The 15,150-nt window shown below is 54.4% G+C and carries 15 protein-coding genes and 3 pseudogenes; 4 read left to right on the top strand and 14 right to left on the bottom strand.

All coding sequences use genetic code 11. The features are described 5' to 3' along the window. Positions 1-48 precede the first annotated feature (48 nt). Together KJB29_RS16145 and KJB29_RS16140 are read right to left on the bottom strand one after the other, a co-directional pair. A complete protein-coding gene (locus KJB29_RS16145; RefSeq protein ID WP_343213574.1) occupies positions 49-1,308 on the bottom strand; it encodes a DUF445 domain-containing protein in 1,260 nt (419 codons plus the stop codon). 147 nt (positions 1,309-1,455) lie between these two features. Next, on the bottom strand, positions 1,456-2,112 hold the full coding sequence (locus KJB29_RS16140; RefSeq protein ID WP_215735411.1) for an HAD family hydrolase: 657 nt from the start codon (positions 2,110-2,112) through the stop codon (positions 1,456-1,458). A gap of 157 nt (positions 2,113-2,269) precedes the next feature. Between KJB29_RS16140 and KJB29_RS16135 the strand changes: the two genes are divergently transcribed. Beyond that, entirely contained in the window at positions 2,270-3,478 is a 1,209-nt protein-coding gene (locus KJB29_RS16135) for an MFS transporter (RefSeq protein ID WP_281412964.1), read from the top strand. 66 nt (positions 3,479-3,544) lie between these two features. Here KJB29_RS16135 and KJB29_RS16130 read toward each other — a convergent pair whose 3' ends face one another. Then, positions 3,545-4,069, bottom strand: coding sequence for a GNAT family N-acetyltransferase (locus KJB29_RS16130; RefSeq protein ID WP_215735410.1), 525 nt, complete (start codon positions 4,067-4,069; stop codon positions 3,545-3,547). Between the two features lie 179 nt (positions 4,070-4,248). Here KJB29_RS16130 and KJB29_RS16125 point away from each other — a divergent pair, with 179 nt between their 5' ends. Next, a complete protein-coding gene (locus KJB29_RS16125) occupies positions 4,249-4,539 on the top strand; it encodes a hypothetical protein (protein WP_246561760.1) in 291 nt (96 codons plus the stop codon). Positions 4,540-4,686: 147 nt separating this feature from the next. On the opposite strand, the gene KJB29_RS16120 is transcribed toward KJB29_RS16125, so the two are convergent. After that, a complete protein-coding gene (locus KJB29_RS16120; protein ID WP_215735409.1) occupies positions 4,687-4,962 on the bottom strand; it encodes a type II toxin-antitoxin system RelE/ParE family toxin in 276 nt (91 codons plus the stop codon). A 2-nt stretch (positions 4,963-4,964) separates the two neighbouring features. Further along, positions 4,965-5,234 carry a type II toxin-antitoxin system Phd/YefM family antitoxin gene (locus tag KJB29_RS16115; protein WP_215735408.1) on the bottom strand — a complete coding sequence of 90 codons (270 nt, stop codon included), beginning with the start codon at positions 5,232-5,234 and terminating at the stop codon, positions 4,965-4,967. A 315-nt stretch (positions 5,235-5,549) separates the two neighbouring features. On the opposite strand from KJB29_RS16115, the gene KJB29_RS16110 reads away from it, so the two are divergent. Then, complete coding sequence (locus KJB29_RS16110) at positions 5,550-6,869, top strand: diaminopimelate decarboxylase (protein ID WP_215735407.1); 1,320 nt, start codon at positions 5,550-5,552, stop codon at positions 6,867-6,869. A 100-nt stretch (positions 6,870-6,969) separates the two neighbouring features. Here KJB29_RS16110 and KJB29_RS16105 read toward each other — a convergent pair whose 3' ends face one another. From KJB29_RS16105 to KJB29_RS16075, 7 genes and pseudogenes are all read right to left on the bottom strand, one after another. Further along, entirely contained in the window at positions 6,970-7,521 is a 552-nt protein-coding gene (locus tag KJB29_RS16105; protein ID WP_215735406.1) for a hypothetical protein, read from the bottom strand. Next, entirely contained in the window at positions 7,499-7,900 is a 402-nt protein-coding gene (locus tag KJB29_RS16100) for a HEPN domain-containing protein (RefSeq protein ID WP_215735405.1), read from the bottom strand. Before KJB29_RS16100 ends, KJB29_RS16105 begins: the two co-directional genes overlap by 23 nt. Continuing rightward, positions 7,890-8,201 carry a nucleotidyltransferase domain-containing protein gene (locus KJB29_RS16095; RefSeq protein ID WP_215735404.1) on the bottom strand — a complete coding sequence of 104 codons (312 nt, stop codon included), beginning with the start codon at positions 8,199-8,201 and terminating at the stop codon, positions 7,890-7,892. Before KJB29_RS16095 ends, KJB29_RS16100 begins: the two co-directional genes overlap by 11 nt. 167 nt (positions 8,202-8,368) lie before the next feature. Then, positions 8,369-8,668, bottom strand: coding sequence for a nucleotidyltransferase family protein (locus KJB29_RS16090; protein WP_207164799.1), 300 nt, complete (start codon positions 8,666-8,668; stop codon positions 8,369-8,371). A 97-nt stretch (positions 8,669-8,765) separates the two neighbouring features. Continuing rightward, positions 8,766-9,998 (bottom strand): LL-diaminopimelate aminotransferase, encoded by a 1,233-nt coding sequence (locus KJB29_RS16085; protein WP_215735403.1) that lies wholly within the window; start codon positions 9,996-9,998, stop codon positions 8,766-8,768. A 152-nt stretch (positions 9,999-10,150) separates the two neighbouring features. Further along, positions 10,151-10,441 (bottom strand): annotated as a pseudogene (locus tag KJB29_RS16080) (4-hydroxy-tetrahydrodipicolinate reductase); the annotation flags it as partial. A gap of 98 nt (positions 10,442-10,539) precedes the next feature. After that, on the bottom strand, positions 10,540-11,394 hold the full coding sequence (locus KJB29_RS16075) for an REP-associated tyrosine transposase (protein WP_215735402.1): 855 nt from the start codon (positions 11,392-11,394) through the stop codon (positions 10,540-10,542). 57 nt (positions 11,395-11,451) lie between these two features. Between KJB29_RS16075 and KJB29_RS16070 the strand changes: the two are divergent. Further along, a pseudogene (locus KJB29_RS16070) lies at positions 11,452-11,904 on the top strand (IS3 family transposase); the annotation flags it as partial. Positions 11,905-12,282: 378 nt separating this feature from the next. Here the strand turns inward: KJB29_RS16070 and drt3b are convergent. Then, positions 12,283-14,235 (bottom strand): antiviral reverse transcriptase Drt3b, encoded by a 1,953-nt coding sequence (gene drt3b, locus KJB29_RS16065; RefSeq protein ID WP_215735401.1) that lies wholly within the window; start codon positions 14,233-14,235, stop codon positions 12,283-12,285. Further along, positions 14,232-15,080: pseudogene (drt3a, locus tag KJB29_RS16060) on the bottom strand (antiviral reverse transcriptase Drt3a); the annotation flags it as partial. The gene drt3b and the pseudogene drt3a, both read right to left, overlap by 4 nt. Between the last annotated feature and the right edge of the window lie 70 nt (positions 15,081-15,150).

Genomic DNA, 15,150 nt, shown 5'->3' with positions numbered 1-15,150 from the left:
GGGGCGGCCTGCCACCTGTTCAATTGAGCATAACGTCGCAGCTGCCACTTACAGCAGCAGCGAGATGGCGTGCAGCAGCAGACCGATCACCCCTCCCACCAGGGTGCCGTTCATCCGGATGAACTGCAGGTCGGAACCGATGCTCAGTTCGATCTCGTTGGTATAGTCTTCGTGTTCCCACTGCTGCATGGTGCCGGTTATGTGGCCGGCAATCGCCGTGCGCAGCGTATCCCCGTAGTGCAGCACCAGCGTTTCCAGGTGTGCGTTCAGGGACTCCTGCAGCTCCTTGTTGTGCGCCAGGGTCGTACCGAGGCCGGCAACCGCCGCCGCAACTTTCTCCCGCACCTGCGACTCGGGCTGCTGCAGATCGTTCTTCAGCCAGTTCTTGAGGTCGCTGCCGATACTCTGCGCATAATCGCTGATGGCCTGGTTATGGACGACGTCGCGCTTGATCGCCTCGATCTTGTCGCGCAGCACCGGGTCGGTCTTCAGCTGGGCGATGAAGCCGGTCACGGCGGTGTCGAAGCGGTACCGGACCTCATGGCCGGGGTCGGCATTGACCTCCTGGATGAAGGCGTTGATCCTCTTGACGATCTTCTCCCCCGCCCCCCGGGCGAACTTGTCCCGGTTGGGAAGAAAAGCCATCAGCAGCGGGTATTCCTTGGCGCACAGGTCGTCGATGGCCGTGGCCAGCCGCGCCTGGGCCTCCTCGCCGGCCAGCCACCCGGCACAGCGCTGCAGCAGGTCATCGAGCACGACCTGGTGGCGATTGTCCTTGCGCAGGGCATCGAGAACCGTTCCGGCGGAGGTCGAGACATCAAAGCTGTCGACCCGGTTGCTCAGCGCGGCTCTCAGCAATCGCTGCACCCGCTCGTCATCGATAAAATCCAGGGAGTCGGCGCAGAGCCGAGTCACCCCCCTGGCCAGGCCGGCGGCATTGTCCCGCGCAATCAGGTAGACGGCCAGGTGCTCGGCCGGGTTGTAGGCCCTCATTTTGGCGATCAGCGTGTCGGTGGCAAGGAACTTGTCACGGATGAAGCCGGCCAGGTTCCCGGCAATGGCGTCCTTCTTGTTCTTGATGATCGCCGTATGGGGAATCGGCACCCCCAGCGGGTGGCGAAACAGGGCCACCACCGCAAACCAGTCTGCCAGGGCGCCCACCATGGCCGCCTCCGCGAACGCGGCCACCCACTCCCAGGCGCCATGCCCCTTCTGCAGGCGGGCGATTAAAAACAGGATCGCCGCGCCAATCATCAATCCCGTTGCTATGGTCTTGTTTCTGATCAATGCTTGCTTTCTGGTGTCCACACACGTTCTCCGGATCATTTTTTCGCGCCTGCCCATGACGAACGAAAGCCGCTTCATGAGGTGGAAGCGGCTTCCCGTCAGGCAGTTGATTTATGACATGGCGGCGGTGTTTTTGTCAACGCCTGGTGAAGGCGGCGCCGCGTGGTATTACAATCCTTTCGCCTCGTCGAGCTTCAGAAGCGTCGGCAGTTCGTGGACGCCGTCCAGAAGCCAGCGGGCGGCCCCGAAATCGCCCCCCCGGTTCATGTCGCCGGGGATCGCGGCAACGACGAGCCCTGCCCGGGCGGCGGAGGTTACACCCCGCTCCGAATCCTCAATTGCCAGACAGCGACCGGGGTCGAGCCCGGCCCGGGAGCAGGCGGTCCGGTATGGCTCGGGATCGGGCTTGGAGGCGCCGTAATCCTCGCGGGTGAGGATGAAATCGAAGTAGTCGAGGAGTCCGCTCTGCCGGTGCATCTGCAGGAAGTTCTCCCGGCGGCAACTGGTGACGATCGCCATGGGGAGCCGGCCGTGGAGCCGCGCCAGGGTTTCCCGCACCCCGGACATCACCCGGGCCTCCTCCCCCAGAAGCCGGTAATAGATTCCGTCCCGCACCCGGCGCAGCGCCGTAGCCTCCTCGTCACCCAGCCCCGCGCCGGCGGCCAAGCCAAGCACGCTCTCCCCCTGGCGCAGGGATATCCGGCGAAAGTCGTCAAGGGTAAGCGTCACCCCCGCCTGGGCCAACGCCTCGGCATTGGCCTGATAGTAGAGGTGCTCGGTCTCCATCAACACCCCGTCGTTGTCCCAGAAAATCCCGTCAAACATCTTCGTGCCCGCCTCGCCTTCTGTCCATGGATGAACGTACGTTCCAAGTTCAGCCGTCCCAACCATTGTGGTGCAAAGTCGGGCAAAACTGCAAGAGGGGAATCGACAACGGCAGCCCGTCGGCTGCCTTACCTTCCCGCTTCATAATTGGTCCGGAATGCTTCATAATGCCGCCATGACTTCGCTCCGGCGCAACATTCCCCTCCTCTACGGCTTCTCCTTCCTCCAGATGACCCTGTTCCCCATGGCGGTCATCACCCTCTTCTGGAAGGACCACATCGGGCTCTCGCTCTCCCAGATCCTGCTCCTGCAGAGCATCTTCGCCGTGGCAATGGTGGTGATGGAGTACCCCTCCGGCTACATCAGCGACCGGGTCGGCTACCGCACCGCCCTGACCCTGGCGTCGGTTCTCGGCATAGCCGGCTGGGGGGTCTACACGGTCGCCTCGTCGTTCCGGGATGTCCTCATCGCCGAGACCCTCCTCGGCATCTCCACCTCGTTCATCAGCGGCACGGACAGCGCGCTCCTCTACGAATCCCTCAAGGAGAAGGGGGATGAAGCGGCATACGGCCGGTTCGAGGGGCGCTCCACCTTCTTCGGCCAGACCGGCGAGGCCGCCGGGGCGCTCTTCGCCGGGGTGCTCTACGCCCGCTATCCGCTCCTCCCCTTTATGCTCCAGGTGGCGGTCTGGGTCCTGGCGCTCCTCCTCACCCGCGGCATGGCCGAACCGCCCCGCGAGCGGCACCACCAGGTCAACCACCTGAAGGAGTCCCTTGCCTCGGCGCGTTACGTCTTCATCGAGAACCGGCGCCTCCGGGTGACGGTCCTCCTCAGCATCGCCCTCGGGCTCTCCTCCTTCTACCCCGTCTGGCTGATCCAGCCCTACATGCGAGACGCCGGCGTGCCGCTCGCCTCTTTCGGCCCGATCTGGGCCGGGGCCAACCTCACCGTGGCCATCTTTGCCGTATTCAGCCACCGGCTGCGGGAGCAGCTCCGCGACCGCGGCATGATCTTCCTGCTGATAATCCTCGTCTGGGGCGGATACCTGGGGCTGGGGCTTGCGGCGGGAGTGTGGGGATTTCTCTTCTACTACCTGCTGACGGCCATGCGGGGGATGCGGGGGCCGTTCCTGCTGCACGTGGCTCAGGCCGAGATTCCGTCGGCCAACCGGGCAGGCATGCTCTCGCTCCAGTCCCTTTGCTTCCGGCTGCTGTTCGCCATCACTGCCCCCCTCCTTGGCCGATTTGCCGATGCCCACGGGGTGGGGAACAGCTTCCGGCTCCTCTTCCTCGTCTACCTGCTGGTGCTGCCACCGCTGGTCTGGTTGTTCTTGAGACAGCGGCACGGCGTCGGTTCACATCCATAAAGGCGGCAAACTGGCCGCCATTTATTCATGCGTGACTGTCCCCGGAATCCGGAGCCTTCCCGACGATCACCGTCTCCCACGCTTCCTGCTCCGGGGAGATTCCGCCGGTGCGGCAGCGGTCGTAAACTCGGGCTCATAGCCCACCACGAAATTGATGGCGGTGGCGTTGCGCATGCTCAGGAAATGCGCATTGTTCTTGTCGAAGGGGCAGATGGGCACACGGCACGGCTCAAAGCCGAACCGGCTGTAATAGCCTGGCTCACCCAGAACGAAGAGGTGCTGGCTGCTGATCGTCTCCTGTCGCAGGGCGAACCTGAGCAGTTCCGACCCCACCCCCCGCCCTTGGAATTCCGGGGCCACGGCCATGGGCGCCAGGTGCAGCCCGCAGATGTCGCGGCCATGGTAGGCGTTGGTAAAGGCGATGTAGGCGATGGCCTTCCCGGTATGGATGCACACCCATTCATGGATAACTCTGCCATTATCATGGAGTTTCTGCACCAGTGCGGCTTCATAGTCACTGCCGGGAAAGGCGCCGCGCAGGAGCGCGTAGACCTTTGGGCGATTTTCGGGCGTCAATCTCTGTATTTTCATTTCCCTACCACTATCCTCCCTCGAGCTTCTCGACGATTTCGTTTATCAGTAAAGAATCCCATGCACAAAAATACGCTAGCGAGTCTCCGGGCGTCAATATGACTCGACAAACTATCCTCCCCCTCTATACGCCCCACACCTCTCCTGACTCCGTGGGGCAGCCCTCAAGGAGATGACTGGTGGAAAAGACGCCCAACCGCTGGGGGATCGCAATCATCTGCACGCTGCTCATGGTCTGCCTCGGGACCGTGTACGCCTGGAGCTTCTTCCAGAAGCCGTTCTGCGACACCCACTGGACCAACAGCCAGGTGGCATGGGTCTTCAGCCTCGCCATCTGCTTCCTGGGCCTTGCTGCCGCAGCCGGGGGGATGATGCTGCCGAGGATGGGACCAACGAGGCTCGCCCTGGCGGGCGGGGCGAAGTGGAATCGGCCCGTCGTCACCGAGATCGTTCCGGCCGGCCGCTGGTGACGGACCGAGGAGTATCATCAGGATCACCTGGTGAAGAACCCGGGAGGGTATACCTGTCACTGGGTACGGGAGTAGCAGGGAGGCTCAACGCTCCTCCTCCAGACACGACACAGGCGACCTATTGGCCGCCTGTCATTTCAGAACTGACTACCGGTACACCTCGTCATGGCTGCCGATGTCGAGAAGAATGATTTCTTTTTCGGTGATCAGCAGGGTCAGGGTAATTCGGTAGGAATAGGTCAGCCTGACGGCATGGCAGCCGGCAAGCTTGCCGGAAAGCGGGTGCAGCCCGAGGCCTGGCTGAAAGGGATCCAGCTTGAGCGCCTCGAAGATGGCAGCAAAGCAGGGTCTCAAATCGGGGTGTTTATTGAAGGATTTTCGCGCCTGGCGGAGAAACTGTTCCGATGTGGTGATACTGTACACGGTTACTTCCCCTCAGCGTCGAGCGCCCGCAACAGTTTCTCGGCGGAGGCAAATCGCCTCACCCGTCCCGCCCTGACATCTTCAAGCGATGCCTTCACCCTGGCCAGATATGCCTCTTCGGCCTCGGCCACCAGCTCACGGTAGCGCTCCTCAGAGAGAATGACATACTCGGGCCGGTTGTTGCGAATCACGTGGATATCACCCGATTCAATCAAGCCGTCAACCGCCGCAATGCCGCGACGTTTCAGTTCCTGGGCCGGAATGGTATTCATATCGGCACTCCTTTAGGTACCAAATTAAGTACCTACAGTGTGCCACAGCCAGTAGCAGGCGGCAAGAAGTTTATCCAGATACGGCAGAGGCGCCGTTTGACCGCCTTTTGAACTATTCGAGATAGTTGTCCGCCGGAATTCTCCGGAATTAGGCCCGGAATCCCTTCGCATGCCCCAGGTCATTTCCTGAACGCCTGTGAAAGAGCTATTGCGCCGCAACCATGTAAAATGCTAAAAAAGTGAATTAACATTTTCATGCCGCCGTGACGGCATCTTGGAACCAAACATCACCATCACATCCATGAGGTTGATCGAATGACAATGACTTCCTTTGGTCCGACCGGACTCGACGCAACGCTTATCCCGAAGATCGCCGGGGAATGGGGAACCCCCATTTACCTCCACGACCAGCAGTACATCGAGAACAGCTGCGACCAGCTGATTGCCATGCCCAATGCCTACGGCCTGCACGTCCGCTACGCCATCAAGGCCAACTCGGACCGCACCGTCCTGCGCATCGTCACCGGCAAGGGGCTGGATCTGGACTGCTCCTCCCTGGACGAAGCGGCCCGGGCCCATGCCGCCGGCATCCCCTACAGCCGGATGATGCTCACCACCCAGGAGGTCCCCACCGGCGAGGAGCGGACCGAACTGGAAGCCATGATCAAGGACGGTCTCAGGTACAACGTCTGCTCCATGCTGCAGTTCCAGCTGATCGCCGACTTTGCCGCCCAGAACAAGATCGACCTTTCCATGAGGGTCCATCCGGGTGCAGCCGGCGGCGGCGAAAGCGCCACCCGCGACACCGGCAGCGAGTACTCCTGCTTCGGCGTCCATCTTCGCGACGTCCCAACCGTGAAAGCCCTGGCCGACGAGAAGGGGCTCCGCTTCACCCAGGTCCACGTCCATATCGGCTCGGGCGGAGCCCCGGAGAAGTGGCAGGAGAACATCGACCGGGAGCTCGGCTTCGTCAAAACCTACTTCCCCGATGCAGTCACCGTCAGCTTCGGCGGCGGCCTCAAGGTGGCCCGCATGCCGGGCGAGAAGCAGGCCGACATCGCCTCCCTGGGGGCCTATGCAAAGCAGCGGATCGAAGAGTTCAAGGCCGCCACCGGCCGCGAACTGATGATGGAGATCGAGCCGGGGACCTTTGTGGTGGCCAACTCTGGGCACATCGTCACCCGCATCATCGACAAGAAGTTCACCAATGAGATGAACTTCCTCATCGTCGACGGCGGCATGGAACTGCTGACCCGGCCACTCCTCTATGGCTCCGAGCATCCCATCGCCATCGTCCGCCAGGACGGGACGCTCCTCTCCAGCGAGTACGACCAGACCCCCACGGCGGGCCTGAAGCCCTTCGGCATCGTCGGCCGCTGCTGCGAGAGCGGCGACTCGGTCCGCCTCGACAAAGAGGGGAACATTGTACCGGTCATGATTGTTGAGCCGGAGATCGGCGACTACGTCGTCATCGGCGGCACCGGCGCCTACTCCGAGAGCATGTCGCCGGAGAACTATAACTCCCACCGCAAGCCGGGGGCCGTCATGAGGACCAAAACCGGCGAACTGGTGCTCATCCGGAAGAAGCAGGACCGGGAGCAACTGACCCAGAACGAACTGGACGTGACGCTGTAATTCATTGTCACATATACGCAGGAAACGTAAAAGGCGGCCATTTGGCCGCCTTTTACGTTAAGAATGCTGTCCCCGGAATTCTGTAAACCATAAAGGCATATCAGTCATCATCGTCATCCTCACCCTGATCATCTTCGTGATGATGGCGGTGGCGATAATGGCTGTTATCTTCATCGCAGATTACATTGATCCGTTCTCGAATCAGTCGGCCATCGTCATAGATCTTTTCCCTCACACGTTTGCAGCGACGCTCATCGTACCCGGCCGGCTCAGCATAGTAGTAACCGCCACCTCCCTCCATGCGATATTCTACCGGCCGCTCCGCATAGGCGACTTCGCGTGCCCCCTGCGCAGAGATTTCTGAAAGGGTTGCACCAGCGATGGCCCCAATGGTAGCACCAACTATTCCACCACGCCAAGGATAGCGCTCATCAAGAATTGTCCCGGTAATCCCCCCGATAGCGGCACCGGCAGAAGCACCTTGCTGCGGGTAGGGAGTGACGCAACCTCCGAGAGCAAAAACGGTAGCGGCAAATAAGATGAAGTTGCGGATATGCCATTTCAACATGATGCTATGCACCTCCTGATGTGATGTATATGAAAGAAATTCCGGAAATTCCGGTGACACCTTATTTAATTCCATCATCCCCAAAACTGCACAAAATCTCCTGCACTGCCTCACGAATCAACGTCGCAGCTTTGAGCGACTCCGCAGCATCATCCTCATCCGCCGTCATTCCCGGATACCTGACCTCAACCGCCATTGCCGACAGTATTCTGGCGAAGCGCAGAATCCGCTCCAAGTCGGCATATTCCCCGAACAACAGATTGACCAACGCCTCAAGATCATGGATGCGCGGTACGCGCATGCCCGTCTCAACCATAATGGCCTTCAGATATTTCTCGGCGCACTGCTGGGCGTGAAAACAGACCGCATCGTAATTCGGCCCGTCATCAACAGAGGCCTCACGTTGCGCCGTGGCAAGGTTCGCATCAGCCTTGCTCGTCCATTCGGCAGTCTCAGGCTTCATACAGCACCGTGCCGCGGTCGACAATTTCGGTCAGCAGCATATCGTGCTTGGCCAGACGTTCCCGGAGTTGCTCCGGTGTACGCACCATCAAATCGAGCGGGATAGTGGCTCTGATACGCTCCCTGATCTCAACGGCAAAACGCCACGGTTTCCCCTCGAAATCCGCAATTACCAGAAGATCGACATCCGAATCGTCCGACGGCGTACCCCAAGAATGGGAACCGAACAGGATGATTTTCCGGGGTGAGAACTCCCTGCGGATCTGATCGGAAATATTTTGAATATCAGCTGAAGTAGCCATGTGGATCTCCTGAAATTCCCGGCAAAGCTTGCTTAACTCCCCTCACGTCGCCAGACGGAAGGTCGCATCGATTTCGTCCCAGGGGACGAAGAGCCGGCTCTCCTCATCCTTTTCCACCAGCTCCAACGGATTCGAGGATATTCCGACAATAGAGCAGCGGTGAACGTTTAGACATGGATTATTTCCTTGGCAACCAGTTCCCGAACCAACGGCTTTAAGGTGCTTTCTATCCCCAGATCTACCGTCTTGCCGAACTGTTCTTCGAGGTACCGCCGGATACCGAGAAAATTGCTCAGGGATTTCTTGTCGGGGGTCAGTTCGATGGCGATGTCGATATCTGAATCTTCGCGTGCCTCACCACGGGCGTAACTGCCGAAGAGACCGACACTCACGACGCCAAAACGCTGCGCAAGTTCATCCTTGTGCTTTTGCAAGAACATGATGATATCGTTTTTGTTCCTGACCATAGCGCCACCCCTTGAAATATTCTAACCGGAGTATACTTCCGCGATTCCCGAAACGCAAGAAGGGCAGCCCATCGGCTGCCCTTCGCAATTGCTCATCCTACTTCAAATTCTTCTTTATCCTCTCCACCGCCTCAATCACATTCTCGCGATGGCCGAAGGCCGAGAGCCGGAAGAACCCTTCGCCGCTGGGGCCGAAGCCGCTTCCCGGCGTCCCCACGACATTGCACTCGGTGAGGAGCTTGTCGAAGAAGTCCCAGCTGCTCATGCCGCCCGGCGTTTTCAGCCAGATATAGGGGGCGTTGACCCCGCCGTAGACGGTGAGGCCGGCGGCCGCAAGGCCCTCGCGGATGATCCGGGCGTTCTCCATGTAGTAATCGATGATTTCCTTGTTCTGCTTCCACCCCTCGTCGGAGTAGACGGCTGCGGCGGCCTTCTGCACCGGGTAGGAGGCGCCGTTGAACTTGGTGGTGGTGCGGCGGAGCCAGAGCTTGTTGAAGCTGTACTTCTCCCCCGTCGGCGTGGTCCCCATTACCTCTTCCGGAACGACCACGAGGCCGCAGCGAACGCCGGTGAAGCCGGCGGTCTTGGAGAAGGAACGGAACTCGATGGCGCACTTCTTGGCCCCTTCGATCTCGTAGATGGAGTGGGGGATTGCGGGATCGGTGATGAAGGCCTCGTAGGCGGCGTCAAAGAAAATGACGGCGTCGTTGGCGTTGGCGTAATCGACCCACTTCTTCAGCTCGGCCTTGGTGGCCACGGTGCCGGTGGGGTTGTTGGGGAAGCAGAGGTAGATGATGTCCACCTTTTCCGTGGGGAGCGACGGGATGAAGCCGTTCGCCTCGGTGCAGGGCATATAGACGATCCCCTTGTAGTACCCCTTCTCGTCGGCATCGCCGGTGCGGCCGATCATAACGTTGGTGTCGTTGTAGACCGGGTAGACCGGGTCGCCGATGGCCACGACGTTGTCCAGGGCGAAGATGTCGAGGATGTTGGCGCAGTCGCACTTGGAGCCGTCGGAGATGAACATCTCCTCGGTCTTGAGGGAAACGCCCAGGGGCTGGTAGGACTTCTCGATGATGGCATTGATGAGCCAGTCGTACCCCTGCTCCGGGCCGTAGCCGGCGAAGTTGTCAATGGTGGCCAGATCGTCAACGCCGTCGTGGAACGCCTTGATGATTGCCGGGGCAAGGGGGCGGGTCACGTCGCCGATGCCGAGGCGGATGACCTTGGCCTCGGGGTTGGCGGCGGAAAACTCCCGCACGCGGCGGCCGATCTCGGGGAAGAGGTAGCCTGCCTTGAGTTTCAGGTAGTTGTCGTTGATTTTTGCCACGAAAAACCCTCCAAAAAAATTTGCCACAGAGACACGGAGACACGGAGAAAAGCAAAAAACTTTTTTGGCTTCACCAAAACCGGACGTTGGGGTTAAACCTATAAGTCTTCAGGTTTTCTCTGTGCCTCTGTGTCTCTGTGGCAGAAGTTAAGTTATTTCAGACCCAGGACATCCTGCATGTCATAGAGCCCCGGCGCCTTCCCCACCACCCACTGGGCGGCGCGAACGGAGCCGCGGGAGAACATGTCGCGGGTCATGGCCCGGTGACTGATCTCGATCCGTTCCCCCATGCCGATGAAGTAGACGGTGTGCTCGCCCACAATGTCGCCGCCGCGCACGGTCTGCATGCCGATCTCTTCCTTCGTCCGCTCGCCGCAGATCCCCTCGCGGTGGTAATTGGCCACCTTGTTGTAGTCGCGGCCCAGGGCCTCGGCCACCACCTCCCGAGCATCCATGGGGTCAGAGCATCCATGGGGTCAGAGCATCCATGGGGTCAGAGCATCCATGGGGTCAAGCATCCATGGGGTCAGGTCTTGAATTATCACTTTTCCGCGTTGATCACCTTGCTGACCGTGGTGTAGTGGATACCGAGAGCCCGGCTGATTTCCGTCAGTGTGTAGCCGTGCTGCCCATGGGCGATTTGGATCAGCCGGTTGCGTTCCCCCTTCGCGCGCTTTTCGCCAGGCGGAAACAGGAGATCCAGTGCCGGGCGTCCCGCATGGCGCTGATGGCGCGGGATTTCATGGATCTCCTCCTTTCCGCCAAGACGCTCTCGCACCTGCTCGACAAACAGCTCCGTTCCGAGGATGACCTGACCGCACAGCTTTTCCCATGGTGATTCCTGCTGTCCCATCCCCTCCTTGACAAACTGCCAGTAGCGACGCCGGGCCTCGGCCAGGGTGGCGGAGAAATTGGCCAGCAGCCACTCAGTGCAGAGAAACCCGGGCAAAGGGGCCCTGCCAAGGGTCGGCAGATAGCTGCTCCACCGGTACTGGTCCGGCCGCTCGACCATACCGGCCCGCACCGGGTTCAGCACCACATAGCGACACAGCTCCAGCAGGTGGCTCTCCTTTTCCACCAGCACGGCCTTGAACCGCCCCTTGAAGAGATGACCATCCACCCGGTGGGTGCGATTGTATGCCTGGGTATAGACGCCGTTCAGATGGCGCATGCCGGCGGAAAGGTTTCCTTCCGGGGTTTCGATGAGGAGGTGGTAGTGGTTGCCCATGAGGCAGTAGGCGTGGCAGAGCCAGTTGAAGCGCTTGACGGTCTGGCCGAGGATGGCAAGGAAGGTCTGGCGGTCGTGGTCATCGGCGAAGATGTCCGCCCGGGCGTTGCCGCGGGAGGTGACGTGATAGACGGCGCCGGGGGATTCTATGCGTAAGGGGCGAGCCATGGGGAAAAGGGTAACAGTAAAAACTTATAATTCAAGACCTGACCCCGTAGATTCTGTGTGGTGGCGATCATGGATTGGGCCACCCGAAAGGTCCTGTCCTGGCGGTTGTCCAACACCATGGAGGCGGATTTTTGCGTAGCCGCCCTCGAAGAGGCGCTGGAGCGCTACGGCAAGCCAGAGATCTTTAACACTGATCAAGGCAGCCAGTTCACCAGCGACGCCTGGACAACAGTGCTCAAAGATGCCAACATCCGCATCTCAATGGACGGCAAGGGACGTTGGATGGACAACGTCATGATCGAGCGTCTATGGCGCTCACTGAAATACGAGTGCATTTACCTGCACACTTTCGAAACCGGCAGCGAAGTCCGGCAAGGCCTGAAGCGTTGGATCGATTTCTACAACACGCGCCGTCCTCACTCCAGTCTGGACGACCGCACACCGGATGAAGCATATTGGCAAAGACCCCGGCCCGGCTACGCCGGCCCTTGTCTTCAAGAGGCGGCATAACGGCAACTGCAATCCACCTTATTTTCGCCGCCAACCCGTCCTACTGATGGGGGCCACCTCTTTCGTTCTCCTTTTCATCTCGTTTGTAATTGTATCATGGCCATGACAAGGACAACGCTAAACTGTGAAGTGGTAGACGGGTCAAGAGGTTTTTTTCAGCCATGACAAACAGCAAAGGCGGCCAATTGGCCGCCTTTTGAAATCGATTTGGAGAGTTGTGTGTGTGTCCATTGTTAAAAACAACAGACCCCATATCCAATCACCTTCACACTATAAAAAAAGCTAGCAAAGCATAAAAGTAATTGAAATGGTATTCATGGTGATTATTCATCATCACCACTTTGCACTCCTAACCGATTCCATTCCCAATATAGAAGATTAATAGGCTTGATTCAACTCAAATTTCTCAAGGAGAACTTCTAAATTCAATTTTGGATTCCAATTAGTCATCCATTCACGTTTTTTCATATAGTTAATCGCTTCTTGAATTTTTACAGGTGTGCTTTGTATTTTAAAATGTTCAAAAAGTTTATCAGATAGCTTTATTTTATAATTGTTATCGACGTATGGGCAGGCTAAAAAATCGAAGACTAGGCAGTACCAACCAGCATCATTCATAATTTTAGGATTTAGTGTGAATACTTCTACTATGTAATCACAAAGAGTTTTCATATAAGGCATAAATTCATGTTTATCAGCATAATATTTCAATGCTGCAATTGTCTGAAAATAATCTATCAGTTTCAGTTCAATTAGTTTTGATATTTTAGTTAGTTTGTCGAACTCATCAGGACTGAAACTAAATTCTTTGTCGATTTGTCTCTGAATAGCTAACATATTTATCATCTCTAAGCTAAAGGAATCTTCTTTTAATGACACCTTTTTTATAGCTGCAATTACTTCATCAGACATTTTTTTTGAAATCAAATTAGTTAGTATTACGTCATTACTTATCAGTACTGATTTCTCTAATTTTGTTACAATTTGCGCGTAAATATAAGTTGATCTAGGACGAGTATCAACGCATAAGAAATAGGAAACAATATCTATTAGTATAAGAAATATATTTCCAATATTTTCCTTCACAATATTAGAGATTGAAGATGTTTCCATTTCGTCAATATGATCTATTAATTTAAAAAACATACCCCTAAGTCTACCCATAATATAGGTAGATATACCTTCTACTGGAATATTATACTTAGATATTAGTGATTTGAACGATTGCGTATATTTTGTCGATTCATATGATGATCTTAATGGCCTTATCAAGTCAGAACTCGAGTCAATTGATTTAGTTAAAAGAGTGTCGAGTCGTTCAAAAACGGCATTGATTTCGCTTTTTGCAAGAGACAAGTCACTTACAAATGGAATTACAAGTTTTTTTGTTTTTGATTCATTTAAGCTAAAGTTAAACTCGTCCAATACATATTCAATTATGATTCTTATTTTGTTAGATTCACCATCTGTGTGTGTGAATAAGAAATAATCGTCAATATATCTTCTAAGAGAATAATTATAATTATGTATCAATCCCAGTTCAGTCTTTATTTTATCTATAGCCAATATATCAATCTTCTGCAGTATGACTTCCGCAAATATTCGAGATATTTCGGGACCGATCACGATACCGTTAGTTTCATTAGCCTTCGATTCACGCATCAACTTGTCGAATTCATTTTCAAACGAAAAATAATTTAGTGTTTCCTTTATTGTTTCTTTGTCTTTTGCAGCCCATGAGACAGTATGCGTATATATGCTATTGAAGCAGTTCCCAATATCGAATCGGGTCAAATATGTATATTTCTTTTCCAGATTATTGAATTCGTATGAATCGAAAAACTTATATAGAAAAGGATAATGCTCATAACAGAAATATGAGCTAGAATGTGTATTTTGCGGGTCAAAACCATCCCTAGATATTTCTACATGGTCAGAATCATATGATGATTCTTTCTTTTTAAGAGAACCTTCATAATAAGTTGCGGCAATTGATTTTGGATGCCTTAGAGAGACTGGACTTCTATTGCAAAAGGCAAGAATTAAATGATCATACTTCTTATAAAATTCTACAACTGCTAGCTGCCTTATTGGATGTATAATCGATAACGTACGATAACTGTGTTGATTTTTTCTTATTTTGTATTTAAATGGCGAATATATAAGTGTTTTCTTGATTCCAAGTAGTAAGTTAACCAGAGTTGGACAAGTCTTGCTTGCTGTAGATGTGTAAAAACAATGAATACCTCTATTAGAAAACCAAAGAGGTATTTCATATGGAAGTACTTCGGTTAATAAAACACGGTAGTAATCTTTTTTATCTACTTTCATGCTTGCCAGCACTCCTTAATTTTAGCCATATCGCTTCTAGTAAACTTATGAAGTATCTTGTTGGCATATCCACTCTTAAAACTGTATCTAACTAGTTCTGACTGTTGCGCTGGCAGCAATGATATTGCTATTTTATTGCCAAGGCTCCCATTTCTCGAAAATAATGATTTATGATAAAACTTGTCCAATTCATCGAGTGCGCTAAATTCCGTGAGCATTCGATAATTGTAATAAATTCCAGATTTAATGATATTTTTGTCTGATTCAGGATCAGCAAAAAAATTCCCTGTCAAAAAACTAATCCGTTTCTTAAGTAAGTCAAAATCAGGGTTATTTGCATGTGATAATAAAGTATGAATCAATCTTGACTTATATTTTTTTACCTTAGTTTCTGACAAATAGACTACCGGAGTATTTGGTTTTTTTATATCAGCAGAAACTTTCAACCTATATCCATAGCCAAGGTATTCAAAGCAAATCTCACAACCTATTTGCTTAGAACACTTACATACAAGCTTGCATGATCCTGAAATAGTGCATTTGCATAACTCGTCGCAATAACAGTTAAATTTAATAAGATTTGTTTTATTGTTATTAAGGATCATTCCTAGCTCTTCTTTCAAGAAATTCACAACATCAGTATATATGTAGCCCGAATCACGGTGGCTAAAAATAATAATATCGTCAACGTATCTTGAATAAAAGTATACCCCATTTAGCTGTGACACATACCTATCGAAACTTCTCATTACAATTTCAGCAAGAGTTGAGCTTATACTTAACCCTCTCGGTAGTCCTGCACCGCTTGTTAGGCTGACTTTATCAAAAGCACTTATTAATAGAGTCTTTCGTTTTTTAGTTGAAGCGCCTTTGGTTGAGGAGTCCGCAGTGCTGGTGGACTTTCAGAAGGAAGTA

The sequence above is a fragment of the Geobacter grbiciae genome, assembly GCF_018531165.1.
GTDB lineage: Bacteria > Desulfobacterota > Desulfuromonadia > Geobacterales > Geobacteraceae > Geobacter > Geobacter metallireducens.
The sequence above is the reverse complement of the archived record's forward strand: the minus strand, read 5'-3'. Positions and strand labels throughout refer to the sequence as shown.